The 25,374-nt window shown below is 72.7% G+C and carries 25 protein-coding genes and 1 pseudogene; 18 read left to right on the forward strand and 8 right to left on the reverse strand.

Annotated features, from left to right (window positions below; genetic code table 11):
* Positions 1 to 15: 15 nt before the first annotated feature.
* The 3 genes from ACVW2K_RS10355 (at position 16) to ACVW2K_RS10365 (ending at position 4,061) form a co-directional block, all read left to right on the forward strand.
* Positions 16 to 1,980: a CASTOR/POLLUX-related putative ion channel gene (locus ACVW2K_RS10355; protein ID WP_457202444.1), complete on the forward strand. Its 1,965-nt coding sequence runs from the start codon at positions 16 to 18 to the stop codon at positions 1,978 to 1,980.
* Between the two features lie 7 nt (positions 1,981 to 1,987).
* On the forward strand, positions 1,988 to 2,554 hold the full coding sequence (locus ACVW2K_RS10360) for a histidine phosphatase family protein (protein WP_155992033.1): 567 nt from the start codon (positions 1,988 to 1,990) through the stop codon (positions 2,552 to 2,554).
* Between the two features lie 307 nt (positions 2,555 to 2,861).
* The gene (locus ACVW2K_RS10365) at positions 2,862 to 4,061 is read left to right on the forward strand and encodes a DUF222 domain-containing protein (RefSeq protein WP_457202445.1); all 1,200 of its coding nucleotides are present in this window, start codon (positions 2,862 to 2,864) and stop codon (positions 4,059 to 4,061) included.
* Between the two features lie 301 nt (positions 4,062 to 4,362).
* On the opposite strand, the gene ACVW2K_RS10370 is transcribed toward ACVW2K_RS10365, so the two are convergent.
* The gene (locus ACVW2K_RS10370; RefSeq protein ID WP_457202446.1) at positions 4,363 to 4,824 is read right to left on the reverse strand and encodes an HIT family protein; all 462 of its coding nucleotides are present in this window, start codon (positions 4,822 to 4,824) and stop codon (positions 4,363 to 4,365) included.
* 247 nt (positions 4,825 to 5,071) lie between these two features.
* Here ACVW2K_RS10370 and ACVW2K_RS10375 point away from each other — a divergent pair, with 247 nt between their 5' ends.
* The gene (locus ACVW2K_RS10375; RefSeq protein WP_457202447.1) at positions 5,072 to 5,686 is read left to right on the forward strand and encodes a DUF6758 family protein; all 615 of its coding nucleotides are present in this window, start codon (positions 5,072 to 5,074) and stop codon (positions 5,684 to 5,686) included.
* A 19-nt stretch (positions 5,687 to 5,705) separates the two neighbouring features.
* Complete coding sequence (locus ACVW2K_RS10380) at positions 5,706 to 6,533, forward strand: PHP domain-containing protein (RefSeq protein ID WP_028637152.1); 828 nt, start codon at positions 5,706 to 5,708, stop codon at positions 6,531 to 6,533.
* A gap of 3 nt (positions 6,534 to 6,536) precedes the next feature.
* Here ACVW2K_RS10380 and ACVW2K_RS10385 read toward each other — a convergent pair whose 3' ends face one another.
* Positions 6,537 to 7,295, reverse strand: coding sequence for an SDR family NAD(P)-dependent oxidoreductase (locus ACVW2K_RS10385; RefSeq protein WP_457202448.1), 759 nt, complete (start codon positions 7,293 to 7,295; stop codon positions 6,537 to 6,539).
* A gap of 60 nt (positions 7,296 to 7,355) precedes the next feature.
* Between ACVW2K_RS10385 and ACVW2K_RS10390 the strand changes: the two genes are divergently transcribed.
* Together ACVW2K_RS10390 and ACVW2K_RS10395 are read left to right on the forward strand one after the other, a co-directional pair.
* Entirely contained in the window at positions 7,356 to 8,129 is a 774-nt protein-coding gene (locus ACVW2K_RS10390) for a ParA family protein (RefSeq protein ID WP_081790392.1), read from the forward strand.
* Positions 8,126 to 8,827 carry a L,D-transpeptidase family protein gene (locus tag ACVW2K_RS10395; RefSeq protein ID WP_457202449.1) on the forward strand — a complete coding sequence of 234 codons (702 nt, stop codon included), beginning with the start codon at positions 8,126 to 8,128 and terminating at the stop codon, positions 8,825 to 8,827. Before ACVW2K_RS10390 ends, ACVW2K_RS10395 begins: the two co-directional genes overlap by 4 nt.
* A gap of 16 nt (positions 8,828 to 8,843) precedes the next feature.
* Here the strand turns inward: ACVW2K_RS10395 and ACVW2K_RS10400 are convergent, their stop codons facing one another.
* A complete protein-coding gene (locus ACVW2K_RS10400; RefSeq protein ID WP_457202450.1) occupies positions 8,844 to 10,256 on the reverse strand; it encodes a DEAD/DEAH box helicase in 1,413 nt (470 codons plus the stop codon).
* A gap of 169 nt (positions 10,257 to 10,425) precedes the next feature.
* On the opposite strand from ACVW2K_RS10400, the gene ACVW2K_RS10405 reads away from it, so the two are divergent.
* Positions 10,426 to 11,115 carry a ferritin-like fold-containing protein gene (locus ACVW2K_RS10405; RefSeq protein ID WP_028637148.1) on the forward strand — a complete coding sequence of 230 codons (690 nt, stop codon included), beginning with the start codon at positions 10,426 to 10,428 and terminating at the stop codon, positions 11,113 to 11,115.
* Here ACVW2K_RS10405 and ACVW2K_RS10410 read toward each other — a convergent pair.
* Both ACVW2K_RS10410 and ACVW2K_RS10415 read right to left on the reverse strand, forming a co-directional pair.
* Positions 11,112 to 11,333, reverse strand: coding sequence for a DUF3107 domain-containing protein (locus ACVW2K_RS10410; RefSeq protein WP_028637147.1), 222 nt, complete (start codon positions 11,331 to 11,333; stop codon positions 11,112 to 11,114). The two genes, ACVW2K_RS10405 and ACVW2K_RS10410, sit on opposite strands and share 4 nt — an antisense overlap.
* Before the next feature lie 69 nt (positions 11,334 to 11,402).
* Positions 11,403 to 11,984, reverse strand: coding sequence for a TetR/AcrR family transcriptional regulator (locus ACVW2K_RS10415; protein WP_051549148.1), 582 nt, complete (start codon positions 11,982 to 11,984; stop codon positions 11,403 to 11,405).
* 185 nt (positions 11,985 to 12,169) lie between these two features.
* Here ACVW2K_RS10415 and moeZ point away from each other — a divergent pair.
* The 8 genes and pseudogenes from moeZ to ACVW2K_RS10455 all read left to right on the forward strand — a co-directional run bounded on the left by moeZ (position 12,170) and on the right by ACVW2K_RS10455 (position 18,930).
* Positions 12,170 to 13,371 (forward strand): annotated as a pseudogene (moeZ, locus tag ACVW2K_RS10420) (adenylyltransferase/sulfurtransferase MoeZ).
* 262 nt (positions 13,372 to 13,633) lie between these two features.
* Positions 13,634 to 14,503 carry a hypothetical protein gene (locus ACVW2K_RS10425; RefSeq protein WP_457202451.1) on the forward strand — a complete coding sequence of 290 codons (870 nt, stop codon included), beginning with the start codon at positions 13,634 to 13,636 and terminating at the stop codon, positions 14,501 to 14,503.
* Positions 14,504 to 14,606: 103 nt separating this feature from the next.
* Positions 14,607 to 15,338 carry a DUF4129 domain-containing protein gene (locus tag ACVW2K_RS10430; RefSeq protein ID WP_457202452.1) on the forward strand — a complete coding sequence of 244 codons (732 nt, stop codon included), beginning with the start codon at positions 14,607 to 14,609 and terminating at the stop codon, positions 15,336 to 15,338.
* Positions 15,335 to 15,808 (forward strand): hypothetical protein, encoded by a 474-nt coding sequence (locus ACVW2K_RS10435; protein WP_457202453.1) that lies wholly within the window; start codon positions 15,335 to 15,337, stop codon positions 15,806 to 15,808. The genes ACVW2K_RS10430 and ACVW2K_RS10435 overlap by 4 nt, the downstream gene beginning before the upstream one ends.
* Positions 15,805 to 16,791 (forward strand): AAA family ATPase, encoded by a 987-nt coding sequence (locus ACVW2K_RS10440; RefSeq protein WP_457202454.1) that lies wholly within the window; start codon positions 15,805 to 15,807, stop codon positions 16,789 to 16,791. Before ACVW2K_RS10435 ends, ACVW2K_RS10440 begins: the two co-directional genes overlap by 4 nt.
* Complete coding sequence (locus ACVW2K_RS10445; protein WP_457202455.1) at positions 16,788 to 18,068, forward strand: DUF58 domain-containing protein; 1,281 nt, start codon at positions 16,788 to 16,790, stop codon at positions 18,066 to 18,068. Before ACVW2K_RS10440 ends, ACVW2K_RS10445 begins: the two co-directional genes overlap by 4 nt.
* Complete coding sequence (locus tag ACVW2K_RS10450) at positions 18,065 to 18,571, forward strand: hypothetical protein (RefSeq protein ID WP_457202456.1); 507 nt, start codon at positions 18,065 to 18,067, stop codon at positions 18,569 to 18,571. The genes ACVW2K_RS10445 and ACVW2K_RS10450 overlap by 4 nt, the downstream gene beginning before the upstream one ends.
* Positions 18,568 to 18,930 (forward strand): MGMT family protein, encoded by a 363-nt coding sequence (locus tag ACVW2K_RS10455; protein ID WP_197025295.1) that lies wholly within the window; start codon positions 18,568 to 18,570, stop codon positions 18,928 to 18,930. The genes ACVW2K_RS10450 and ACVW2K_RS10455 overlap by 4 nt, the downstream gene beginning before the upstream one ends.
* Here ACVW2K_RS10455 and ACVW2K_RS10460 read toward each other — a convergent pair.
* From ACVW2K_RS10460 to ACVW2K_RS10470, 3 genes are all read right to left on the reverse strand, one after another.
* Entirely contained in the window at positions 18,854 to 20,278 is a 1,425-nt protein-coding gene (locus tag ACVW2K_RS10460; RefSeq protein WP_457202457.1) for a DUF1116 domain-containing protein, read from the reverse strand. The genes ACVW2K_RS10455 and ACVW2K_RS10460 overlap by 77 nt on opposite strands.
* A gap of 76 nt (positions 20,279 to 20,354) precedes the next feature.
* A complete protein-coding gene (locus tag ACVW2K_RS10465) occupies positions 20,355 to 21,776 on the reverse strand; it encodes an FdrA family protein (RefSeq protein ID WP_028637138.1) in 1,422 nt (473 codons plus the stop codon).
* Positions 21,773 to 22,423, reverse strand: a complete 651-nt coding sequence (locus ACVW2K_RS10470; protein ID WP_457202458.1) for an oxamate carbamoyltransferase subunit AllH family protein — start codon at positions 22,421 to 22,423, stop codon at positions 21,773 to 21,775. The genes ACVW2K_RS10465 and ACVW2K_RS10470 overlap by 4 nt, the downstream gene beginning before the upstream one ends.
* A gap of 69 nt (positions 22,424 to 22,492) precedes the next feature.
* Here ACVW2K_RS10470 and ACVW2K_RS10475 point away from each other — a divergent pair, with 69 nt between their 5' ends.
* Together ACVW2K_RS10475 and ACVW2K_RS10480 are read left to right on the forward strand one after the other, a co-directional pair.
* On the forward strand, positions 22,493 to 23,749 hold the full coding sequence (locus ACVW2K_RS10475; RefSeq protein WP_155992029.1) for a PucR family transcriptional regulator: 1,257 nt from the start codon (positions 22,493 to 22,495) through the stop codon (positions 23,747 to 23,749).
* Positions 23,750 to 23,904: 155 nt separating this feature from the next.
* A complete protein-coding gene (locus tag ACVW2K_RS10480) occupies positions 23,905 to 25,365 on the forward strand; it encodes a uracil-xanthine permease family protein (protein WP_028637137.1) in 1,461 nt (486 codons plus the stop codon).
* Positions 25,366 to 25,374: the final 9 nt, after the last annotated feature.

Raw genomic sequence — 25,374 nt, forward strand, 5'->3', positions numbered from 1 at the left:
CGATGGGGAGACGAGATGGCACGGACCGGCCAGCAGCTGCGGCAGCGGACGGCGAAGGCGATGGCCCAGCCGAAGGGCGCCGCGGCCCCGGCCGGCGCGCGTCCGGTGAGGGAGCCGAGGTCCAGCCTCGGCGACCGGATGCGCTACCGCTTCGACAACAGCATGTCGCGAGGCACGCCGGCGCTGATCGCGTGGCTCTCGGTGGCCACTCTCGTGCTGATCCTGCTGTTCACCGTCGTCGTCACCGCCCTGCGGCTGCGCCGGGGCGGCAGCGACGGCTTCTTCCGCGAGATGGTGCAGACCCTGTTCCACGCTCTCGACCCGGGCACGGTGGCGGGCGACGCGGACAGCCCGTGGCGGTTCCTGCTCACGATGCTGCTGCTCACCATCGCCGGGCTGTTCATCGTGAGCGCCCTGATCGGCGTGATCGCCGCCGGCATCGACACCAAGCTCGCCGACCTGCGCCGCGGCCGCTCGATCGTGCTCGAGAAGGACCACACGGTGATCCTGGGCTGGTCGGACTCGATCTTCACGATCGTCCGCGAGCTCACCATCGCCAACGAGAGCCGCCGGAAGCCGGTGATCGTGATCCTCGCCGACCGGGACAAGGTCGAGATGGAGGACGAGCTCCGGGCGAAGGTCGCCGACCTCCGTGGCACGCGGGTCGTCTGCCGCAACGGCTCGCCGATGGACATCGACGACCTGCGGCTCAGCAGCCACGTCACCGCGCGGTCCGTGATCCTGCTCGCGCCGGAGGACTCCGAGGACCCGGACAGCGAGGTCATCAAGACCCTGCTGGCGCTCACCCACGCGGGACCGGACGGGCCACGGATCGTCGCCGAGATCCGCAACCCCTCGAACCTCGAGGCCGCCCGGCTGGTCGGCGCCGAGCGTACGGTGCTGCTCGACATCCGGGAGACCGTGGCGAAGCTGGTCGTGCAGACCTCGCGCCAGTCCGGAGCCGCGGCCGTCTACACCGAGCTGTTCGACTACGGCGGCGACGAGATCTACTTCCTGGAGGAGCACAGCCTCGACGGCTCGACGTACGCCGAGGTCCAGCTCGCCTTCGAGGAGGCGACGGTGATCGGCGTCATCGCGGACGGCGTACCGAAGCTGAACCCGCCACCGGAGACCGTGATCGCCGGACACACGCTCATCGTGGTCGCCGAGGACGACTCCGTGCTCAGGGGCGACCCGGACTCGACGGCGCGGCCCGACCTCGGTCGGCTGGGCACCGGCAGCGGCCACGACGACCACCCGACGCAGGCGCTGCTGATCGGCTGGAACGAGCGCGCCCCGATCGTGCTGCGCGAGCTCGACCACTACGCGCCGGTGGGATCGACGCTGACCGTGCTCACGTCGTTCGACGTGCGCGACGTCCCGCGCCTGGAGAACCTCCTGGTGACGGTCGTGCCCGGCCCCACGACGGACCGGGGCACCCTCGAGCAGTACGTCCGGCCGGACCTCGACCAGGTGCTGGTGCTCTGCTACTCCGACCACCTCGAGCCGCAGGCGGCCGACGCGCGCACGCTGGTCACGCTCCTGCACGTGCGCGACATCCTGGGACGGTACGACGACGCCGCGACCCCGGTGGTCAGCGAGATGCTCGACGACCGGAACCGGGTGCTCGCCCAGGTCGCGCACGTCGACGACGTCGTCGTCAGCGGCGAGATCGTCAGCCTGCTGGTCACCCAGCTGTCCGAGGACCACCGACTGGAGGCGGTGTTCGACCAGCTGCTCGGTGACGAGGGCAGCGAGATCTACCTGCGCCCGGCCGAGTGGTACGTCGCGCCGGGCGCCGAGGTCTCCTACGCGACGATCATCGCCGGCGCCGCGCGGCGCAACGAGACGGCGATCGGCTACAAGTCGGAGGCGCTCGCCGACGGCGACGCGTCGTTCGGGGTCCGGGTGAACCCGGGGAAGTCGGAGACCTTCCGTGTCCTCGCCGGCGACCGGGTGGTCGTGCTCGCCGACGACTGACTGTTCAATGGGGCTCGTGAACGAGCTCTGGCTGGTGCGGCACGGACAGACCGAGTGGAGCGCGCAGGGTCGGCACACGTCGACGACCGACCTGCCGCTCCTGCCCGAGGGCGAGGAGGTCGCGCGGTCCCTGGTGCCTCGCCTGGCGTCGGTCTCGTTCGAACAGGTGCTGACGAGCCCGCGCGAGCGTGCCCGGCGTACCGCCGCGCTGGCCGGGTTCCCGTCCGCCGAGATCGACGACGACCTGGTCGAGTGGGACTACGGCGACTACGAGGGCGTGACCACCGCCGACATCCGCTCGCAGGCCCCCGGCTGGACGGTCTGGACCGACCCGGTCCCCGGCGGCGAGACCGCCGCCGACGTCTCGACCCGACTCGACCGGGTCGTGTCCCGCGCCCTGGCGGCCGACGGCCCCACCCTGGTCTTCGGCCACGGCCACGCGTTGCGCGCGCTCGCCGCCCGCTGGCTGCGCCAGCCCGTCGCCTTCGGACAGCACCTCCGCCTCGACACCGCCACCGTCTCGGTCCTCGGCTGGGAGCACGAGGCGCCGGTGGTGCTGTGCTGGAACAGCTGAGGCGCGGCGTTGACGTGTGAAGCGCGTCGGCGTCGAGCCTCGACGTCACCTTCCCCGGTGACTGCCGGTCGGCTGCGGGTCGCTGGTGGTTTCCGGCCGACATGGCAGCGACGGGGAGCGTGGGCGGTGGGTTGCTGTCGGCTCCCGGCTCTGGGGTCCGCGACCCGCCCGGTCCTTGAGGTGCGAGCGGGAGCGAGCCTCGAGGCCCGGCCCTGCCGAAAAGCTTTACCTTGAAACGCCCAGATCCCTTGTGGACAAAGGGATTCCGGGGCTCTCGATGTCGGTGGCCAGTGCTTGAGTAGGGGTCATGGCAGCCACCACGATCTCCCGCGAAGCGCAGGTGATCGACGCTGCCCGCGACCGCCACGCCGCGGCGATGCGAGCGGAGGTCGACAAGCTCCAGCTCGCCGTCGAGTGGGTGCTGCTGCATCCCGGGGACGAGGTCGGGGACGGGGTCGAGGAGAGCGTGGACTGGTCGATGCGGGACCTGCAGATCGCTGGGGAGGGCGCCCCCACGGTCGATGAGGGCGCGGTGGCGGAGTTCGCGCTCGCGGTCGGGCTGTCCACCGATGCGGGCCGCAGCTACCTCGGGGACGCGGTCGAGCTGGCCTACCGGCTCCCGCGGACCTGGACCCGTGTCCTGGACGGCCGGCTGCCGGTGTGGAAGGCCCGCAAGATCGCCCAGGCCACCCACTCCCTGCCCGCCGAGGGGGCCGGGTTCGTGGACCGGGCGCTGTACTTCGTGGCCCACCGGTGCACGTTCGCCGAGATCGACCGGCAGGTCGAGAAGGCCCGCGCCGAGTTCGACCCCGCCGAGACCGAACGCCGCCGCCTCGCCGCCGCCGAGCAGCGGCACGTGAAGACGCACCTGGGGTTCATGACCCACGACGGGCTGGTGCCGATCTCCGGGCTGCTCGACGTCGCGGACGCGGTCTCCTTCGAGGCCTACGTGGCCTCCGAGGCCGACAAGCTCGACCACGCCATCGCGCTCCAGGTCCGCCGCTCGATGGTCCTGGGCATGCTCGGCAACCGGCCCGAGAACACCGACGCCCCGGTGGCCCAGTGCGAGGTGGTGATCTACGCCCACACCCGCCCCGGCCAGGCCATGGTCGACCTCGACAACACCCGCTCGACCATCACCCCCGAGCACCTCCGGGACTGGTGCCAGGCGGCCGGCACCACGGTCACGATCCGGCCGGTGATCGACCTCGACGAGGAACTCTCCACCGACTCCTACCGGCCCACGCCGGTGATGAGGGAGCAGGTCCGGCTGCGCCACCCCCAGTGCCCTTTCCCGCTCTGCCACCGGCCCTCCTGGCGCCAGGGACAGCACGCCGACACCGACCACATCACCGAATGGCCGCTCGGTGCGACCACCACCTCGAACCTCGCGCCCCTGTGCCGAGGACACCACCGGCTCAAGACCTTCACCGACTGGACCTACCACCACGCCCCCGGCACCGGGTTCGTCTGGACCAGCCCCCTCGGCCACCGACATATCGGCTGACCCCCACCCCGCCGACCAGGGCCGGCGGGGTCACCGTCATGTCCGCATCATCGTTCGACGGTGCCGCCGGTGACGCGACGACAACGAGCTCATCTGCTCGGGTCGCGGGCCCGCTCCAGGTCCGACTGGGGAGCCCGGCGACCCGGTCGTGCTCCATGCGCGCGTCGACCGGGTCTGTCCGTGCCGCAGTGCGTCGATGTAGGCACGATCGGCGGCGAAGCGGGCCGCCACGTCGGGACCCGTGGCGACGGCGCCGTGGCCGGGGACCACGACATCGACCTGGCGTGCGGCCTCGCCGCGCCTACAGGAGTGCGTCCCGGAGCCGCAGCGCGATGCCGTCGCGATCCGTGTCCGAGACCCGCTGCTCCTGGTCGGCGCCGAGATAGGCGAACACTCTCGGTCCGCGTGCGGTCTCGGGCTGATCGGCCATCCGCGGCACCACGTGCAGGTGCAGGTGCGAGAACCCCTCCGCCTCGGAGAACTGCATGAGGTACGTCTTCGCGCACCCGGTCACCCTCTCGAGCGCGAGGCCCAGGCGCCGCACGAGCCCGCCGAGCTCGGCGGCAGCTTCCTCCGTCAACTCGGTGAACGACGTGACGTGGCGCGTCGGCAGCACCACCAGCCATCCCGCGAGGCTGCTGTCGAACGCGTGCGCCACGCGCCAGTGCTCGGTGTGGACCACGTCCTCACGGGGCGGCAGGTCGGGCAGCTGAGCATGCTGGTCGCACGGGAAGCACCCCGGAACGAGGTCGGAACGAGTCACCCGGGGACCTTAACGGGCTGGTGCCGGGGTCCCCGCACCTGTCAGACACGCGCCATGGCAACGGGCGGTGCTGCTGGCCGCAGGTCCCGCGGCGCTCGGATTCGCCCTGTCGTACGTCCAGCCCTGGCTGGGGCTTGCCGTGCTGTCCACCGACATCATCCTGAGCATCGCCTTGACCCAGCCCAGGACCTGTCGGCTGACACCCCGCCCCTTGACTCACCGCGGTCGGATTCCGCACCGTAAGCCCATGTCGCTGGCGGCGAGCTGCGTGCGGTGCCCGGCCCCGGTGCCGTGCCCCGACCACGGGGGGCTGGCGCCGCTGTGGCGCCCGGAGGAGCCGTCGTACGACGCGTTCGCGGAGCACCTCGCGGCGACCCCGCAGTTCCCGACGTACCTGCCATGGCCGATGGGCCCGGGGTGGAGCGTCACGGACTTCGCGTCGGTCGGCGACGGCGTCGAGCGGGCGCGGGCGACGCTGACGTGCGCGTCCGGGACGAGCGAGCTGGACGGTCCCGTCGACGTGATGGTGATCGCCGAGGAGCCCGGGACCGGCCTGGGCGGCCGCTGCGCCGGCACCCGGTACGACGACCCCGGCGCCGAGATCAGCTACCGGACGCCGACCGCGCGGGTGCGGATCGGGAGCCAGCCGGTCAGCCTCTGGGACATCTCGACGAGCACCGCGGACGGCGAGTTCGACCGCTCCGTGCTGGCCGGTGAGGCCGGCGGCCGCTGGCTGTGGCTGGTGCTGCGGCCGGCGTCCGCGCTGCTGCTGCTCCGCGACGAGTGGATCCTGCGCGACGTCTCCCGTCTCGGCCCGCAGCTGCTGGAGATCCCCTTCGGGGGCCCGCGGCCGGTCTGGTGACGGTCACTAGGCTGCACCGGTGCGCATCGACCTCCACACGCACTCCCGCGCCAGCGACGGGACGGACACGCCTGCGGGCCTCGTCCGGGCGGCCGTCGACGCCGGGCTCGACGTCATCGCCCTCACCGACCACGACACGTCGGACGGCTGGGACGAGGCGACCAAGGCGGCCGAGGAGACCGGCCTGACGGTGGTCCCGGGGATGGAGATCAGCACCCGCCACCACGGGCGCGGCGTGCACCTCCTGGCCTACTGGCCCGACCCCGGCTACGCACCGCTCGACGCCGAGCTGGCCAAGGTGCTGCGCGGCCGAGCCTCGCGGGTGCCGGTCATGATCGAGCGGCTCAACGCCCTCGGCATCGCGATCACCGAGGACGACGTACGCCACGCCTCGCACGGCGCCGTCGCGTCCGGCCGCCCGCACGTGGCGGACGCGCTGGTCACGTTGGGCGTCGTGCCCGACCGGACCGCCGCCTTCGACCGCTACCTGGGCTGGGGGAGGCCGGCGCACGTGGACCGCTACGCCGTCCCGCTCGAGACCGCGCTCGCCCTGGTGCGGCAGTCCGGTGGCGTCACCGTGGTCGCGCACCCGTGGGGCCGCGGCGGCCTGGGGCGTCCGGACGAGGCGACGTTCGCCGAGCTCCGTGGCCTCGGCCTGGCCGGCATCGAGGTCGACCACCAGGACCATGACGAGAGGGCCCGCGGCCGGCTGCGGTCGATCGCCCGCAACCTCGACCTGGTCGCCACGGGCTCGAGCGACTACCACGGCGCCGGCAAGGCCGACCACGACCTCGGCTGCAACACCACCGATCCGGAGGAGTACGCGCGGTTGCTCGACCTCAGGTGAGCGTCACTTCCGCCCGAGGCCCTGGAACCTCTGGAGCACGCCGCCGGGGATGAGCCGGGCGGCGGTCGAGATCGCCTTGTACTGCGGGCTCGGGATCGAGAACACCTTGCCCCTGGCATGGTCCTTGAGCGCGGTGCGGACGAGCTCGTCGGCGTCCAGCCACATGAAGTCGGGCGCCGAGCCGCGTCCGACCTGCATGCGCTCGTGGAACTCGGTCTTCGTGAAGCCCGGGCACAGACAGGTGACGGTCACGCCACGTGGGGCGTACTCGCGCGACGCCCACTCCGAGAAGCTGTTCACGTAGGCCTTGGCCGCCGAGTAGGAGCCGCGCGGCAGGAACGCCGCCACGCTCGAGACGTTGATGATGCCGCCGCTGCCGCGCTCGGACATCGCGCCCAGGGCGGCGTGGCTGAGCCGCATCACCGCGGTCACCAGCACGTCGAGCATCGCCTGCTCCTCGTCGACGGTGTTGTCGAGGAAGCGCTTCTTCAACCCGAACCCGGCGTTGTTGACCAGCAGGTCGACCGGCCGGGCCGGGTCGGACAGCCGCGCCGCGACGGTGGCGAGCTCGGCGCGGTCGACCAGGTCGGCGGGGAGCACCTCCACCGCGACGCCGTACGCCGTCCGCAGCTCGGCCGCCTCGGCCTCAAGGCGCTCCTTGTCGCGGGCGACGAGGACCAGGTCGTAGCCCTGCTCGGCGAGCTGGTGGGCGAAGGAACGGCCGATGCCCGCGGTGGGGCCGGTGACGAGCGCGACAGACATGAGCGAAGTCAAACAGGTCGCTGCGCGATCCGGGCAGGGTGGTCGGGCATGATGGGCCGCGTGACCACGACGCTCGCGATCGCGAACCAGAAGGGCGGGGTCGCCAAGACGACGACCGTCGCCTCCCTGGGTGCCGCGCTCGCCGAGCTCGGCCAGTCGGTGCTGCTGGTCGACCTCGACCCGCAGGCGTGCCTCACCTTCTCCCTCGGCATCGACCCCGAGGACCTCGAGCTGTCGGTCCACCACGTGCTCACCAAGGGGCTGGACCCGACCGAGGTCCTGATCGAGACCGAGGACGGCGTCGACCTGGTGCCGGCGACGATCGAGCTGGCCCGCGCCGAGGCGGAGCTGTTGACCCGCACCGGCCGCGAGCACGTGCTGAAGTCGATGATCGAGGCGCTCGAGGAGGCCGACGTCGAGTACGACTGGGTGCTGCTCGACTGCCCGCCGTCGCTCGGCGTCCTCACCGTCGCCGCGCTCACGGCGGCCGACGGGGTGCTGATCCCGCTCCAGTGCGAGACGCTCTCGCACCGGGGCGTCGGCCAGCTGCTCGACACCGTCCACGACGTACGCCGGTTCACCAACCGCGGCCTGGAGGTGTGGGGCGTGCTGCCCACGCTGTACGACGGGCGGACCAACCACGCGCGCACCGTGCTCGAGACGATCTCGGAGACCTACGACCTCGAGGTGATCGAGCCGCCGATCCCGAAGACCATCAAGTTCGCCGAGGCGCCGGCAGCCGGCCGCTCGATCCTCTCGACCAGCCGCAGCAGCAAGGGAGCCAAGGCCTACCGCGAGGTGGCCGAGAACCTCGTCGCGAGGTCGAAGCGGTGAGCCGGCACCGCGGCGCACCGGTGCGGCCCCGCTACGGCCGGATGGCGGCCCTCGGGTCGTCGCTGGCGGTCACCCTGGTCGCGGTGCTCGGCGGCACCGGGGTGCTCCCCGCTCCCACGGGCGGCAACGGCGGCCAGCCGGCCGTGGCGGCCTCGGTCGCCGACACCACGGGCGCGCCCGAGCCCGGCGTCGAGCCCACCCCGTCCAGCAGTGCCCGGACCAGCGTCGACAGCAGCACCGACAGCCCCACCGACAGCCCCACGGACGCCGCTGGGGACCCGACCCTGGACGTTGCGCTGCCGGCCGGGACCGGCACCGCGAAGCGGGTCGTGTTCAGCCAGAGCCGGCAGCGCGTGTGGCTGGTCAGCAAGGCGAAGCACGTCGAGCGCACCTACCTGGTGTCCGGCAGCCTGACCGACAACCTCGACCCCGGCACCTACTCGGTGTACTCGAGGTCCGAGCAGGCGTGGGGGATCGACGACTCCGGCACGATGCGCTGGTTCGTGCGGTTCACCCAGGGCGACACCGGTGCCGCGATCGGCTTCCACGACATCCCGATCGACGACGGGAAGCCGGTCCAGACGCAGGCCCAGCTCGGCACGCCGCAGTCGCACGGGTGCATCCGTCAGCAGGAGTCCGACGCGAAGGCCCTGTGGGCCTTCGCGCCGATCGGCACGACCGTCGTCGTCGTCGCCTGAGCGACGGCCGACTCGGCTACTCGGCGGCCGCGGGCTTGCTGCCGCTGGAGCGGCGGCGCCGCCGGTTGCGGTTCCGGTTGCTGCTCGGGCTCGCGCCGTCCCCGGACGGGGCCTGCTGCTCGCCGCCCTCGTCCGCCGTGACCGTCTCGCCACTACGCGTGCGGGTGCGGCTCCGGTTGCGGTTCGCGTTCCGCTCGCGGGGGGCGCGGTCCTCGCGGGGCTCGCGCTTCTCCGCCGGCTTCGCGTCGACGATCCGGCCACGGGTGCCCGGGGCGATGCCCTGGTCGTGGAACAGGTGCTCGGAGGTCGAGTACGTCTCGAGCGGCTCGTCGAACGGCAGGTCCAGCGTCTTGTTGATCATCTTCCAGCGGTGCAGGTCCGCCCAGTCGACGAAGGTGATCGCGGTGCCCGTCGCGCCGGCGCGGCCGGTGCGTCCGATCCGGTGGACGTAGGTCTTGTCGTCCTCGGGGCAGCTGTAGTTGATGACGTGCGAGACGCCGGCGACGTCGATGCCGCGGGCGGCGACGTCGGTGGCGACCAGGACGCGGAGCTTGTCCTCGCGGAACCGGGTCAGCGCCTTCTCGCGCGCGACCTGCGCCATGTCGCCGTGCAGCGGGCTCGTGCTGAAGCCGCGCTCGGCGAGGTCGTCGGCCACCCGCTGCGCCTGGCGCTTGGTGCGGGTGAACACGATGAACTTGTCGGCGTCCTCGGCCTGGAGCAGCCGGCCGATGATCTCCGGCTTGTCGAGGTCGTGGACCTGGTAGATGAACTGCGCGGTCGCGGGCACGGTGGCGTTCTCGTACGACGACTCCGCCCGGATGTTCATCGGGTGGCGCATGTGGATGCGGGCCAGCGAGACGATCGCGGACGGCATCGTGGCCGAGAACAGCATCGTCTGGCGGGTCTCCGGCGTCATCCGCAGGATCCGCTCGACGTCCGGCAGGAAGCCGAGGTCCAGCATCTCGTCGGCCTCGTCGAGCACGAGCGCGTGCACGTGGGAGAGGTCGAGGGCACGGCGGTTGGCCAGGTCGATCAGGCGGCCGGGAGTGCCCACGACGATGTCGACGCCGCTCTTCAGCGCGTCGAGCTGGGTGTCGTAGCCGACCCCGCCGTACACGGTGAGGACCCGGAGGCCGAGGTCCTTGCTGGCGAGGTGGAGGTCGTTGGAGACCTGGAGCGCGAGCTCACGGGTCGGGGCCACGATCAGCGCCTGCGGCTTGCCCTGCGGCATGTCGGCGTAGGCCGGGTCCTTGGGGGCGACGCTGCGCTGCATGACGGGGATGCCGAACGCCAGCGTCTTGCCGGTGCCGGTGCGGGCCTGGCCGATCAGGTCGGTGCCCAGCAGCGCGACGGAGAGGGTCATCTCCTGGATGGCGAACGGGGTGGTGATGCCGGCGCGCTCGAGCGCGTCACAAATCTCGGGGAGCACCCCGAGCTCTCGGAACGTGGTCAGGGTTCTGTCGCTTTCTTGAGTCACTGCCGTCGGATTGCGGCTGACTCGTCCACGAATCTTCGGAACCGTCTGCCGCGCACATACGCGGGTCTGCCCGGGTTGGGCGGGACCTCGAACGCAGGCAGTCTATCGGTAGGGTGCGCACGTGACCGCATCCACGCCCGTCGCGTTCGAGGACCCGCAGTACCGAGAGGCGATCGTGGACCTGCTGGGCGCGATCGCGTACGGCGAGATCTCCGCGTTCGAGCGGCTGGCCGAGGACGCCAAGCTGGCGCCGACCCTGCAGGACAAGGTCGCGATCGCGTCGATGGCGACCGCGGAGTTCGGGCACGTGGCGCGGCTCAACGAGCGGCTCACCGAGCTCGGCGCGGACCCGTTCGCGGCGATGGCGCCGTTCCAGGGGCCGATCGACCGCTTCCACGAGTACACCGCGCCGGACGACTGGTACGAGGGGCTGGTCAAGGCGTACGTCGGGGACGGGCTCGCGAACGACTTCTACCGCGAGATCGCGGCGTACCTCGACACGGACACCCGCGACCTGGTCCTCGCCTCGCTGGAGGACTCCGGGCACGCGGCGTTCGCGGTCGACCGGGTGCGCTCGGCGATCGCCGCCGACCCGCGGCTCGGTGGCCGGCTCGCGCTGTGGGGCCGGCGGCTGATGGGGGAGGCGCTCACCCAGGCGCAGCGCGTGATCGTGGACCGCGAGCCGCTCTCCGCGCTGCTCGCGGGCGGCGTCGACCGGCCCGGCATCGACCTCGCCGCGATCGGCCGGATGTTCACCCGGATCACCGAGCGGCACACCGAGCGGATGAGCGAGCTCGGGCTGGCCAGCTAGCTCCGGAAGCCGACCTGGCCCAGCGTGCCGTGCCCGATCTCCACGTAGGCGAGCTTCTCGACCGGCACGACCACCTTGCGGCCCTTGTTGTCGGTGAGCGTCAGCACGCCGCCGGACGCCAGGGCGTCGGCGATCTGCTTCTCGACGGCCTCCCCGGACTCGTCGGTGTCGATGTGCAGCTCGCGGGCGGCGTTCTGGACGCCGATCTTGACCTCCACGAGGTCCTCCTTCAGTACATCTGTCAGTGGGTCGAGCGGTGGTGGATCCGGTGGACGGTCGGCGACCTGTCAGTCGGCCCGGGGGTAGCCCCGGATGCCGCGCCAGGCGAGACCGGCCACGAGGGCGCCGGCGTCGGACTTGCTGATCGCACCGGGGTCCGACAGCCAGAACCGGGCGCTGACCTGCGCCATTCCCACGAGCGACACCGCGAGCAGGCGGGAGGCGTCGTCGGGCAGGCCGGTGTCGTCGTGGATCACGTGCGCGATCGTCGCCGCGCACTCGGTCGTCACCCGGTCGACCTGCTCGCGCACGGCGGGCTCGTTGGTGAGGTCGGACTCGAAGACCAGCCGGAACGCGCCGCTGTCGCTGGCGACGTACTCGTAGAAGACCTCCATGGTCGCCGCGACGCGCTGCTTGTTGTCGTCGGTGGAGTCCAGGGCCCGGCGGGTGTTCTCGATGATCGTGTCGCACGACTGCTCGAGCAGCGCGAGGTAGAGATCGAGCTTGCCGGGGAAGTGCTGGTAGAGCACCGGCTTGGACACACCGGCGCGCTCGGCGATGTCGTCCATCGCCGCCGCGTGGTAGCCCTGCGCCACGAAGACCTCGAGCGCGGAGTCCATCAGCTGCGCCCGGCGCTCGCGCCGCGGCATGCGGGCGCCGCGCGGGCGGGCCGCGGGTGCGTCGTACTGCTCTGCCGTCACTCCGCGAACCCTACCGGGAACACGGAGCCGTCCGGATGACGGGACGCGGCGATCCGCCCCGGGGTCCGGCGGGGAACATGGCGGGAACGCAGCTTGTTGGGAGAAGCGAACCCAACGTGATCGAGGAGTACGCCGTGTCCTTTCCCGCGCTCGTGGAGCCCGCGGACGAGCTGACCATCGACGAGGTGCGCCGCTACAGCCGGCACCTGATCATCCCCGACGTCGGGATGAGCGGGCAGAAGCGCCTCAAGAACGCCAAGGTCCTCGTGATCGGCGCCGGCGGCCTCGGCAGCCCGGCGCTGCTCTACCTGGCCGCGGCCGGCGTGCACACGCTGGGCATCGCGGAGTTCGACGAGGTCGACGAGTCCAACCTGCAGCGCCAGATCATCCACGGGCAGTCCGACATCGGGAAGTCGAAGGCCCAGTCGGCGAAGGAGTCGATCGCCGAGACGAACCCGTACGTCGAGGTGATCCTGCACGAGCAGCGCCTCGACAACGACAACGTCATGGACGTGTTCCGGGGCTACGACCTGATCGTCGACGGCACCGACAACTTCGCGACCCGCTACATGGTCAACGACGCGGCGTACTTCCTGGGCATCCCGTACGTCTGGGGCTCGATCTACCGCTTCGACGGCCAGGCCTCGGTCTTCGCGCCGACGCTCGCCGACGACGCGCCGTGCTACCGCTGCCTGTACCCCGAGCCGCCGCCGCCGGGCATGGTCCCGAGCTGCGCCGAGGGCGGCGTGCTGGGCGTGCTGTGCGCCTCGATCGGATCGATCCAGGTCAACGAGGCGATCAAGCTGCTGACCGGCATCGGCGAGCCGCTGGTCGGCAAGCTGATGATCTACGACGCCCTGGAGATGGAGTACCGCAAGCTGCGCGTCCGCAAGGACCCGAACTGCGCGCTCTGCGGCGACAACCCGACCGTCACCGGCCTCATCGACTACGACGCGTTCTGCGGCGCGCCATCTCCGACGAGGCCGCCGACGCCGCCGCCGGCTCGACGATCTCGGTCACCCAGCTCGAGCACATGCTCAAGGAGCGCAGCGAGGGCACCCGCGACTTCGTGCTCGTCGACGTCCGCGAGCCGAACGAGTACGAGATCAACCGGATCCCCGGCTCGGTGCTCATTCCGAAGGGCGACTTCCTGAACGGCTCGGCCCTCGAGCAGCTGCCCGCGGACAAGCAGATCGTCATGCACTGCAAGTCCGGGGTCCGCTCCGCCGAGACGCTGGCCATCGTGAAGGGCGCCGGCTACGCCGATGCCGTGCACGTCGGTGGTGGCGTAGTCGCCTGGGTCAACCAGATCGATCCGTCGCAGCCGTCGTACTAGAGCCATTCTCCTTGAGGCCGAGCCGGCGCAGACTCAGCTGAGTCTGCGCCGGCTCGGCGTTTCCTGGGCCGGTGCCGCGACCCCCCGCACCCGCCGACGACGGCGCCCCACACCCGGCCCGGCCGGTCCAGACCACCCTTCCGGGCGTAGTCACGAATGACTACCCGGGCGTAACCCATCTGGACCAGTGCTCGTTGGGCCCTCCGTCAGACTCCGGCTGCCGGGCCAGCCCGGCGCCCCGATCGGGAGGTCAATCACCCCCATGCGCTTCTCCGCCAAGCACGCCGTGGCCTCGGCAGCCCTGCTCAGCAGCGGTGTCCTCGCCGCCGCCCTGTCCGCCGCCGCACCGGCGTCCGCCGCCCCGACCTGGGCACCGGCTGACACCGCCCAGATCCACCCCGGCACGATGATGTACACGGAGGGTGCCCAGTGCACCGCGAACTTCGTCTACACCGATGGCGCAGGCACGGTCTACGTCGGGTACGCCGCGCACTGTGCCGGCACCGGATCCTCGACCGACACGAACGGCTGCACGACCCAGTCGCTGCCGCTGGGCACCAAAATCACCTTCAATGAGGGCGGCAGCCTGATCGATGAGGGCACCCAGGTGGGGACCGGCACCTTGGCGTACTCCTCCTGGGACGCGATGAAGAAGGCCGGTGAGACCGACCCGAACACCTGCGCCTACAACGACCTGGCCCTGGTCAAGGTCGACGCCGCGGACGTCTCGAAGGTCAACCCGTCCATCCCGTTCTGGGGCGGGCCGACCGGCATCGACACCAACGGCACGGCCGCCGGTGACCGCGTCTACACCTACGGCAACTCCAGCCTCCGTGCCGGCATCGCCGCCCTGTCGCCGCACACCGGCATCAGCCTCGGCGACCAGGCCGCCGACGGCGGCTGGTCGCACCCGCTGTACACCGTCACCCCGGGCATCCCCGGTGACTCCGGCTCCGGCTTCGTGAGCGCGGACGGCAAGGCGATCGGCGTGCTGTCGACCCTGGGCCTCGCCCCGCTCCCGGCGTCGAACAACATCGGCGACATCGCCAAGGAGATCGCGTACGCCAGCTCGCACGGCGTGTCCGGCCTGCAGCTGGTCAACGGCACGGAGCCGTTCTCGCCGATCCTCTGAGCAAGCCCCTGAGCCCCAACCCCTGAGCGATCCTGCGAGGGAGCTCCCGACGGCCCCGTCCCACGTGGACGGGGCCGTCGGCCACGTCGGCTAGTTTGCCGTCATGACAGCTCGGCGGGCAGGGACGACCGCGGTCGCGGCCGTCGTGGCGACTGCGCTGCTCGTCATCGTGCTCGGCGCGTGGGCCTCCTCGATCGGCCCGAGCGAGGTGCTCACCGGCCCGGGCCCGTCCAGGGCCGGGACTCCGACCGTCGACGACGCGCCGAGCCGCGACGCCGGCGCGCTGCGGACCGGCGAGAAGGAGGACAGCCAGGGCACACCCGGCTGGGTGCGCACCGTGGCGTTCCTCGTCGACGTCGCCGCCGCCCTGCTCGTCGGCTACCTGCTGCTCCGGTACGTCGGGAAGCCGCTGCTGTCCTGGAGCAGGACCCGTCGGCGGCGGCTGCGCTCGGGGCGGCGCGGTGACGGGGACGAGGCCGACTTCGCGGTGCTCGAACCGCCCGCGGCGATCGCCCGGGCGATGCTCGAGGACGCCGAGCAGCAGCGGCGTGCGCTCATCGAGGCGGACACCCCCCGCAACGCGGTGGTCGCCTGCTGGCACCGGTTCGAGGCCCAGGCCGCGGCAGCCGGGGTCGAGCGCCATCCGTGGGAGACGTCCTCGGAGTACACGATGCGCGTGCTCGACCTCGTCGACGCCCACCAGCCCGCGGTGTCCCGGCTCGGGTCGCTCTACCGCGAGGCGCGGTTCTCCGAGCACGAGGTCACCGAGGCCCACCGCCAAGAGGCGCTCGCGGCCCTCGACACGATCCACCGGACCGTCGGGCTCCCGGCATGAACCGTCGTCGATGGTGGCGCCGCGCGGCCGCGGGCGTGGTCGTGTTCGCGGTCCTGGAGGTCGTCCTGGAGCTCGCCCACGCCGGCCCCGACGCCGTACGCCTCGCCCTGCTGGTGGCGACCTGCGTCGGCGTGCTCGGCCTCGTGCTCGACACCCTCTCGGACGCGAGCCCGACCTGGACCGTCGAGGTCGAGCGCCCGTCCGTGCGGGAGGGCGGCGACCCGCGGCTCTCCCGCTACGTCAACCTGATCGAGGCCCACCTCACGGCCCGCAGCGACGACGCCGCGCTCCGCGACCGGCTCGCGACGCTCACCGACCAGGTGCTGCGCCAGCGGTACGCCGTGGGCCGCGGCGACCCGCGCGCGGACGCGCTGATCGGGCCCGAGCTGGCCGCCGTGATCTCCGGACCCGTCCGCCGGCTCTCGCCGGCCGACATCGACCGCTGCCTGACCAGGATCGAGGAGCTGTGACCACCTCAGGAGACACCAGGGACCTGTCCGTGCAGGACGCCGCCGCGCTCGCCGCCCGCGTCGTCGACGAGGTCGAGAAGGCGGTCGTCGGGAAGCGTGACGCCCTGATGCAGGTGCTCGCCGCCGTGCTCGCGAAGGGGCACGTGCTGCTCGAGGACTTCCCGGGCCTCGGCAAGACGCTCGCGGCGCGGTCCTTCGCCCGGGCCCTCGGCATCGACTTCACCCGCGCGCAGTTCACTCCCGACCTGCTGCCGGCCGACCTCACGGGGTCCTTCGTCTACGACCAACGGCGCGGCGAGTTCGACTTCCGCCGCGGCCCTCTGTTCACGAACCTGCTGCTCGCGGACGAGATCAACCGCACGCCGCCGAAGACCCAGGCGGCGCTGCTCGAGGCGATGCAGGAGCGCCAGGTGACCGTCGAGGGCGAGACGTTCCTCCTGCCCGCGCCGTTCCACGTGCTCGCGACCGCGAACCCGATCGAGTACGAAGGCACCTTCCCGCTGCCCGAGGCGCAGCTGGACCGGTTCCTGCTGCGGGTCAGCTTCGGCTACCCGGCGCGCAACGAGGAGTACGCCGTGCTCGCCCGCCGGATGCAGCGCCGTCAGGAGGAGGTCGACCTCGACGCGGTCACCGACGGCGCCGGCTTGCTCGCGATGCAGGGGGCCGTCGAGACCGTGACCGTCGACGAGAGCGTCGGCAGGTACTGCGTCGACCTCGCGGTCGCCACCCGCACCCACCCCGACGTCCTCACCGGGGCCTCGCCCCGTGGCTCCCTCGGCCTGGTGCTCGCCGCCCGGTCGTTCGCCCTGCTGCGCGGCCGCGACTACGTGGTGCCCGAGGACGTGAAGGCGATCGCGCGGTCCGTCCTCGCACACCGGATCACGGTGAAGCCCGAGCTCTGGATGACCGACGCGAGTGGCCGGTCGGTCGTCGACGCGGTGCTCCAGCAGGTCCCCACCCCGTCCACGATCGGTCATCCGTGAGCGGGTGGCGCGCGACCGCGTCCCTCGGCCGGGCCCTGGTGCTCGCCGGGGTCGGACTCGCGCTGGCGCTGGTCGCGGGCAAGCCCGCGGTGCTCGTGCTGGCGGCGCCGTTCGTCGTGCTCGCGGCGGTCACCCTGGTGCACCGGCCCACCCGCGAGCCGCGGATCGACTCGCGCCTCGACCACGCGGTGCTCCAGGAGGGGCTGGGGACCACGTCGCGGCTCACGCTGACGGGCGCCGACGACGTCGAGTACGTCACCCGCGCGGCCGGCCGGCCGCCGTACGTCGTCCAGCGACCGCACGGCGGCCGGGTCGGTGGCCTGCTCGGGCACGGCACGCCCGTCCTCGAGCTGAGCCCGCGGCGCTGGGGCCGCCGGCTGCTGGGGGAGGAGAACGTCGCCCTCTACACCCCGTGGGCCGGCTTCCGGTTCGGACCGGTCGCGCGCGGCGGCCAGCCGGTGCGGGTGCTGCCCACCACCGCGCCGTACGACTCCCGTGCGGAGGCCCCGCAGCCGCTGGGCCTGGTGGGCTCGAACCGCTCGCGCCGCGCCGGTAGCGGGTCCGAGCTGTTGGGCATCCGTCCGTTCCTCGCGGGCGACCGGCTGCGCCGGGTCAACTGGCGGGTCTCGCTGCGCACCGGAGCGCTGCACGTCGTCACGAGCCGAGCCGAGGAGGACACCGGCGTGCTCCTCGTCGTCGACGCGCTCGCCGACCACGGTGTCTCGGAGGGCGTCGACGGCGCCGCCAGCAGCATGGACCTCACCGTCCGTGCCGCCGCGGCGATCGCCGAGCACCACGTCCGCGCCGGCGACCGGGTCGCGCTGCGCGTGGTGGGCCGCGGCCGGGAGCAGGTCGGGTACGGCGCCGGCGTCCGGCACCTGCGCCGGATCCAGGACCAGCTCGCGACCGTGCGGGTCGGCGAGGCCGGCGAGGGGTCACTGCAGCTCGGCGTGACCGGCGGCGCCGTGGTCATCGTCCTGTCGCCGATGCTCGCGGAGTCGATCGGGACGGTCGCCGCCACCCTGACCCGGCGCGGCGTCGCGGTGCTGGTGGTCGACACGCTGCCACCCGACGCCGAGCCCGCGGTCGCCGAGGGTGTCGACCCCGCCCTGGCCTCGCTGGCGTGGCGGATGCGCCGGGTGGAGCGGACCGTCGTGCTCGACCGGCTGACCGCGCTCGGCTGCCCGGTCGTCGCGTGGCGTGGCCCGGGCACCCTCGACGACGTGATGCGCCGGCTGGCCCGGCGGGCGCAGCTGCCCCGGGTGGTGAGCCGGTGACCCCGCGCTCGCAGCTCGTGCTCCGGGCGATCGTGCTGCTCGGCCCGGTGATCGCGCTGCTGATGACCGGGCCTGCCGGGCACTGGCCCCCGTTGTGGATCGTGCTGCCCGTGGCCGGCCTGGGCGCCACCGCGGCCGCTGCCCCGGACTCCCCGGTGGCCGCGGGCGCCGGGCTGGTCGTGCTGGCCTGGTGGACGGTCTCCCTCGGTGACGGGGTGCCGGCCTGGGTCCTGGTCGCGGCCGTCGCACTGCTGGCCGGGCACCTGGCGGGGCTCCTGGCGGCGTACGGACCGCGGCAGCAGCCGCTCGACCGCGCCACGGTGCTGCTCTGGCTGCGGCGCGGTGCCCTCGTGGCGTTGACCGTGCCCGCTGCCTGGGCGGCGGTCCGGGCGCTGCACGGTGAGCCGGAGCAGCCGGGCATCTGGGTGCTCGGCGTCGCCGCCGCCTGCGTCGCCACCGTCGCGGCCACCGCGGCGGTCGAGGTGCGGAGGACCGACTCGTGAGCCTGGACCACGAGGAGTACGTCGAGCGGGTGCTGCAGTGCGTGGAGGCGATCCCGCGCGGCCGGGTGTCGACGTACGGCGCCATCGCCGAGGTCGTCGGCGCGCTGCTCGGCGGTGGTGGCCCGCGGCTGGTCGGCTCGACGATGGCGAGGCACGGCGGTGCGGTGACCTGGTGGCGGGTGGTGCGGTCGGACGGGTCGCTGCCGCAGTGCCACGAGGGCGAGGCGCGACAGCACTACCTCGAGGAGGGGACCCCGTTGCGGCCGACCGGCAACGTCGACATCAAGAAGGCGTTCTGGCGACCGCCCGCGCTGCGAGCCGCGCCAGCGCCTTCGGGAAGATCTCCGCGGGAGGAGTGACGAGCCCGGCGCCGACCTGGCCGACGCCCGCGACCTTGCCGGCCATGCCGGTGTTGATCTGCGGCAGGATCCCGGTCCGGCACACCTTGGTCACGTCGATGCCGGTGGGCGTGCCCTGGAACTCCAGGACCGGCACCGACCAGCGCGGGTTCTCCCCCAGCGTGATCTCGTGCATCCGGCGGGTCGTCGCGAGCGCGTCGGGCACCGAGCCGCCGACGAACCGCACGATCGCGGGAGCGGTCGCCATCGCGAAGCCGCCGATGCCGGCGGTCTCGGTGATCGCGCTGTCGCCGATGTCCGGGTTCGCGTCGTCGGGGCCGTAGTCACCGAGGAACAGTCCGTCCGCGAGCTGCGCCGGTCCGGTGAACCACTCGTCGCCGGTGCCGGCGACCTGGATGCCGAAGTCGGTGCCGTTGCGGGCCATCGCGACGACCATCGTCGAGCCCTCGATGCCGCGGGCGGCGTCCAGCGCCAGCTTGCACGCGGGCATCGCGAGGTTGAGGAAGAAGTGGTCGTTGCCGCCGATGAACCTCAGGGACCCGGCGACGTCCGCGCTGTCGAAGCCGGCCCCCTCACTGCAGAGCACCATCGCGGGGGAGAGGTCGCGCAGCAGCATCAGCGTGCCGGCCCGGTTCCGGTTGTGGGCCTCGTCGCCCATCTGGAGCATCTGGGTGAGGATGCCGGTCACGTCGACCGGGCCTGCTCCGGAGTCCACCTGGGCGCGCACGGCGGCCTGCAGCAGCGGGCCGAGCACGTCCCCCATCCAGCGCAGCCGGGTCAGCACGTCGGGGGAGTAGGCGCCGTACCGGAGCACCTTGCCGAGGCCCTCGTTCAGCGAGCAGTAGGTGCGCCGGCCCGTCGCGGCGTCCTCGAGCACGAACATCCACATGCTCGGGGTGACGACGCCAGCCATCGGGCCGACCGCGGAGCGGTGGTGGCAGGGCTCCAGCGATACCGAGGAGCCGGACTCGAACAGCGGGACGGCGGCCTCGGGGTCCTCGACGAGTCCCTCGAGCGCGGCACCGCCCATCAGCGCGCCGCGCAGCGGGCCGGACGCCCGGTCCCAGGTGATCGGCGGGCCGGCGTGCAGGAACTCGCCGCGCTCCAGGCCGAGCAGCTCCGCCGCGGGGGCGACGTCGACCAGGGTCGCGGTGACGTCGAGCATCGCCGCGAGGGCGCGCTCGTTCGCCGTACGCCGCAGCGGGTCGGCCGCGACCGCGGCGAGGTCGGCCTCGGTGCCCTCCATCGGCGGGCGCCAGTCGACCCGGGTCACCGGGACGGCCTGGTCCTCGACGGCGTCGGCGAACAGGTCGGCGCCGACGTTGACGACGGCGGTGGGCGTGCTCATGCACGTACTCGCTTCGCTCCGTGCGCGCATGAGGCACATGGCGCGCAGCTTCGAATGGTGAGCTCGCTCCGCTCGTTCACTGGTGACCTCCGGCCAGCTCGATCGCGCGGCGGGTGGCGCCGGCGTTGGACAGGTGCACCTCGGCCCCGGCATCCGCGAGCGCACGGACCTGGCCGGCGAGGCCCTGCGGGTCGGCGTCGGTGCCGACGACCGCGACCACGACCGGCTTGCCGATCCCGGCGAGCGCGGGCGCGAGGGACGCGGCCGGGTCGGGCTCGGCGCCGTGGCCGAGCACCACGTCCAGCAGCAGTACGCCGGTGGCCGGGTCGGCCGCGGCGCGGGCGAGGTGCTCGAGGCGGATCGAGGGGTCGATCATCGGGTGCGCGCGACCGGCGGTGTACTCGTCGTCGCCGAAGTCCACGAACGTGTGGCCGCCCTGCGTCCCCGCGACCAGCTCCGTGATCAGCCGGGCCTCGCTGGCCAGGGTGCCGCCGACGAACAGCCCGCGGACGGCACCGGCGCCGGCCGGGGCCGAGCCCGAGACCGGCCAGGCGGGAACCTCCCGGCCCAGGCGGCGCAGCACCGACTCGGTCGCGGCGGTCAGGTCGGGACGCCCGGGACCGAGCAGCGCGTACTCGACGGGCGTCGCGAGCGTGCCGGCGTACTCCTCGACCTCCGCGGCGACGTCCTCGGCCGGCGGCTTGGAGACCAGCACGATCAGCTCGACCGAGGGATCCTCGTCCAGCCGGCGCATGGCCTCGCGGGTGGCGAGGCCACGGACCTCGGCGGACAGGTCGCGGCCGCCCACGCCCAGCGCCGACGAGACACCGACGCCGGCGTGGTCGAGGAGCGCGAGGACCTGCTGGCAGCCGGTCCCGGACGCCGCGACGATGCCGACCGGCCCGGGGGAGACGGTGTTCGCGAAGCCGAGCCCGAGCCCACCGACCACCGCGGTGCCGCAGTCCGGGCCCATCACGAGCAGGCCGTGCTCGGCGGCGACCCGCTTCAGCGCGACCTCCTGCTCCAGCGGCACGTTGTCGCTGAACACCATCACGTCCTGGCCCGCCTCGAGTGCGTCCATCGCCTCGACGAACGCGCTCGCGCCCGGCACCGACACCAGCGCGATCGCCTCGTGGCCCGAGGTCCCAGCAGTGCGCCGGAAGGCGCTGCCGGTGGTGCGCGGCGGCGCCTCCTGGGCGGGTCCGCTCTCGCGGCGGTTCGCGTCCCGCAGCGCCTGGTCGACCCCGGCCAGAGCCGTGGCCAGCCGGTCGGCGTCATCGAGGCGGAGCGCCACGACGAGGTCGTTGGGCGTGGCCGCGGCGGGGACGTCGAAGCCCATGCCGGTCAGCACCTCGATGTTGAGCGTGGTGGCCATCGCGACCTGCGCCGCGACCACGCCGTCCAGGCCCTGCACGGTCCGGGAGACCTGCAGCAGGGTGACGGAGTCGGCGTACGCGCCGGGCCGGAGCTCGACGTGGGTCGGTCCGGGGCTGGTCATGCGGCACCTCTCAGCTGGTCGAGTACGGCGCGGCCGCCTTGCAGCAGGCCGCGCCCGGAGGAGTGGCCGACGGCCGCCAGGGCCGCGGCGCGGGCCGGGTCGTCCGGTGCGGCCAGCCAGGCGGCGAACTCGGGGATCACCTCGCCGTGCATGGCGCAGTCCAGGAGCGTCGCGGACAGCAGCGTGGTGCTCCCGAGCCGGGCCCGCACCGCGGCGTCCACCTCGGGCGTGGCGACGCCGGCCGCCCGGTGCACGGCGAACCAGCCGCAGAGCACGTCGTCGTCGTACGGCGTCAACCCGTCGCCGCGGCCGACCATCCGGCCGATGTCGCCGGGTGGTGACGCGGGGTGCGTCCACCGGACCGCCAGCCGGGGCACGGTCACGTCGACCAGCCGGCCCACCCGGAGGGGTTCGCCGTCGAGGCGGAGCTCGCCGCCGAGGAGCGCCGCCTCGGTCACGTCGAACCGGTCGACCGCCGAGCGCAACGCACAGGGCACGGCGACCGCACGGCGGCCGACGACGCCGACGATCCGGCCGCCGACGTCGACGTACACGGCGTCCGCGCCGCGGTGCACGATCGGCACGGGGCCGTCGGGTGCGTCCCGCAGCTGCGACCGCACTCGCGGCGGCGCACTCACGGGGATCACCTCGCCGACGCTATCGGGGCGGGTTACCGTTTGCCGATGTGAGGTTGTGCCAACGGAACGGTCAGGGGAGTGCAAGAGTTGATAACCGGTGACCCGGAAGAGCGCGCGAGCGCGGCCCTCGCCCGGGTCGACGCGCTGCACACGGCGCTGACCCGGATCGTCCTCGAGGGCGGCAACCTGGACGGCATCGCGGCGGAGGTCGCCAGCGTCCTCGACGCCGGCGTCGCGTTCACCTCGACCGACGGTCGCGAGCGCGCGGGATCGATGTCCGCCGACGTGCGCGCCGCGCTCGTGGACGCGGGCCTCGTCGACCCCACCGGGCGGCTGCGCGTCGAGCGGATGGACGTGGACGGCACCGTGCGCGCGCTCCGGGTGGCCGCCGGGGGAACGGACCTGGCCCGGCTGGTGTGCGTCCGGCTCGGACGCCCGCTGGCCGACGACGACGTGCACGCGCTCGAGCGGGCCGCGGCGGTCGCGGCGCTGCTGATCACCCGCGAGGAGGCGGTCAACGCTGTCGAGAACAAGTACCAGGGCGACTTCCTGCGCGACCTGCTGCTGCGGCGGGCGGCCGATCCGGCGTACGTCGCCGAGCACGCCGCGACCTTCGGCTGGGAGCTGGACCGGCCCGTGGTCGTGGTCGCCGCGGAGATCGACCCGGCCGACGAGCCGGCCTCCAGCGCCCAGCGCCGGCAGTGGCAGGAGCGGTTCTCGGCGGCCTGGCGGCAGGTGACCGACACGGTGGGGCGCGGGATCCCCGCGGTCGACTTCTCCTCCGAGGTGGTGGCGCTGCTGCCGGTCGGCGAGTCCGACGAGGTCGGCCATGACGTCGTACGCCGGGCGGTGCTGGCCGTCGCCGGGGACAAGGGCGGGGGTCGCCGGCCGTTCTCCGTCGGCGTCAGCCGGGTCGCGCCCAGCCTGGACCGGTTGCCGGAGGCGTACGCGCAGGCCCGGCGCGCGGTCGAGGTCGGCCGCCGGGTCCGCGGCGGCGGGTCGACGACGTTCTTCGACCAGCTGGGGCTGCACCGGCTGATCGCGCTGATCCCGGACGGGCCGGAGGGGAACGGGGAGCTGCGTTCGTTCGTCCGCGACGTCCTCGGCCCGCTCGCCGCGGACACCACGGAGGCCGCGGACCTGCGCGAGACGCTGCAGGTGCTGCTGGACACGAACTTCAACGTCGCCGAGGCGGCCCGCGTGCAGTTCTTCCACTACAACACGATGCGCTACCGGGTCTCCAAGCTGGAGCGGCTGCTCGGCCCGCTGTCCACCGACCCGCACCTGCGGCTCGACGTGGCCGTGGCGCTGCGCGTGCACGAGATCACCGGCTGACCTGCCGTCCGGCCGGTCCGTACCACCCCGCCGCGCCCACAACAGGTGCCAGCGGCTACGGCGTTCCTTCGGCATTTCTCGCCGTCGTGGGTGTGTCATGAACATCACTAGTTTGTGCGGGAACTCGGGCCCCCACACAGCGAAAGGGTGCTGTCATGTCGATGTTCAAGTGGCAAGTCGTCGATCCCAAACCCGGTGAGGCGGTAGCCCCCGACCAGCGTCTGGCCTGGGGCAAGACGGTGGGCCTGGGCGCCCAGCACGTGATCGCGATGTTCGGTGCGACCTTCGTGTTCCCGCTCGTCATGGGTCTCAACCCGAACCTCGCGATCCTGATGAGCGGTATCGCCACGATCTGCTTCCTGCTGATCGTCAAGGGCGTCGTCCCGAGCTACCTCGGTACCTCGGCATCGTTCGTCGGTGGCGCCGCCGCCATCTATGCCCAGGACGGTGGGCCCGCGGACGTCACGGGCGCGATCCTGGTCTCGGGCGTCGTGCTCGCGATCGTCGGCGTCATCGTCCACTACCTGGGTGCGGACGTCGTCAACGCCGTGCTGCCGCCGGTCGTCACCGGCGCGGTCGTGATGATCATCGGCTTCAACCTGGCCACGGTCGCGACCAAGGTCTACATGCCGGCCGACCGCTGGATGGCGATCATCACCATGACCGCGGTGATCCTGATGGCGGTGGGCCTGCGCGGCTTCTTCGGCCGGATCGCGATCTTCCTCGGCCTGGTGTTCGGCTACCTGCTCTCCTGGCTCTTCGACGTGCTCGGCGTCGGCGGGGTCACGGGCGACCGCGTGAGCTGGGACAACGTCAAGGCCGCGGACTGGTTCGGCTTCCCGCCGCACACCGCCGACGGCCTGGTCGGCAACCAGTCGCCTTTCGGCGGCGCCAACAACATGGCCGAGGTCGGCTGGCACCTGCCGAGCTTCTCGCTGACCTTCACGCTGCTGGCGCTCCCCGCCGTGATCGCACTGATCGCGGAGAACATGGGCCACGTCAAGGCCGTCGCCGGCATGACCGGTCGCGACCTCGACCCGGTCATGGGCCGCGCCATCGCCGCGGACGGTGTCGGCACCGTGATCGCCTCGGCCGTCGGCGGCTCTCCGACCACGACGTACGCCGAGAACATCGGCGTCATGGCGGCCACCCGGGTCTACTCGACGGCGGCGTACTTCGTCGCGGCCATCGTCGCGATCCTGCTGGGCTTCATCCCGAAGTTCGGCCAGGTCGTCGCGGCGACCCCGGGCGGCGTCCTCGCCGGCATCACGATCGTGCTCTACGGCATGATCGGCCTGCTCGGCGCGAAGATCTGGGTCGAGAACCGGGTGAACTTCGCGAACCCGGTCAACCTGGTCCCGGTGGCCGCCGGCCTGATCCTGGGCATCGGCCTCGACGCCGGTGACTCGAGCGCGTTCTTCAAGATCACCGACGACTTCGTGCTCGGTGGCATCGCGCTCGGCACGATCGTCGTCATCGCCGGCTACCACCTGGCCCGCTGGGTGGCGCCGAAGGGCGACGACGACGGGGCGGTGATCGCGGTCGGCCAGACTGGTGCGCACGTGGAGGACCACGCGGCTCCGCACCACCACGACCACGGCGACCACAAGCACTGAGGACCGACC

The sequence above is a fragment of the Nocardioides sp. HB32 genome, assembly GCF_054058995.1.